Source organism: Paenibacillus puerhi, assembly GCF_009846885.1.
Lineage (GTDB): Bacteria > Bacillota > Bacilli > Paenibacillales > NBRC-103111 > Paenibacillus_G > Paenibacillus_G puerhi.
Map to the genome: position 1 here is coordinate 1 of NZ_WUWM01000094.1, position 991 is coordinate 991.

2 pseudogenes are annotated in these 991 nt (G+C 38.3%); one reads left to right on the plus strand and one right to left on the minus strand.

Going from position 1 to position 991, the window contains the following annotated elements:
* Positions 1-329: 329 nt before the first annotated feature.
* Positions 330-476: pseudogene (locus GSF01_RS30565) on the plus strand (universal stress protein); the annotation flags it as partial.
* Between the two features lie 323 nt (positions 477-799).
* Here GSF01_RS30565 and GSF01_RS29160 read toward each other — a convergent pair.
* Positions 800-991: pseudogene (locus GSF01_RS29160) on the minus strand (IS4 family transposase); the annotation flags it as partial.

Sequence of the window (991 nt, forward strand, 5' to 3'; positions counted from 1 at the left end):
ATCGCCATCCAATTCTTAGTCATGAATCTGGAGAAGCGACTTCGGAGTCTCTTTTTCGTTTTTTTCACCCTTTTTCGATTTAACACATTGCGCTTTATAAATTGAGTTGTTCAGCAAGCCCTAAATATGTTTGATAAAACAAACTCCTCGATGCAACCATTGAAATAGCCCGAAACAAACAAACTCAAGTTACCTTGGTTAATGTCAGCCAGGAATATGTGTCGAATGGCATGACATATGTACCAGAGAAATTGTTGGAAGAAATATTGAACGAAATGGAGAAAGCGAGTTTGGAACAGCTGCAATAAGCCAAATGTAAATTAAAATCTGCGGGGATTAACCCGGAAACCGTTCATCTTAAGGGAGATCCTGCACATGAAATATTAAAATATGCAGGGGATACCGAGCAGCAACTCATTATTATTGGGAGCCGTGGGCTAAGTGGCATAAAAGAAAGGGATCAGTCTAAAATGTAGTGTAGTTCTTAAGATCAGAAGGAACAACTGCTAGCATGCCGTTTAACCCTGTAAGATTTCCAATTTTTCAATTAATCGTTCTGATCTAAGCATACATAAGAACATGTAGAAGTTCCCTAGAATTTCCAAATTAACAATGCATGCTGTCACTAGTTGTGTGGCAGCATGCATTATTGTTAAACTAACGTCTCCGGATAGCTTAATAAAATCCACTTTTTAATACTTTCTTTTTAAAGCTAAGTAATTTTCCAATTCACTCGGATTTTGGTTTGCATCGAAATACCGTTTTTATCCACGAGTACATACATTGGGAATTTATTAACTCAACTTTCGCAGCTTGAAATTGGCAAATAAACCTTGATGTAGCTAGGCAAACCGGCAATCCAATCTTGAAGTTGACGATGAATCAGTTTTGAGATTCTCTTTCCTGCCTTTGCTGCAACTTCGTTCATCAGTTCAACCAGTTGTTGAAGCGCAATGACCCAATCCATCGTGCCAACTTCGTCGCACAACAA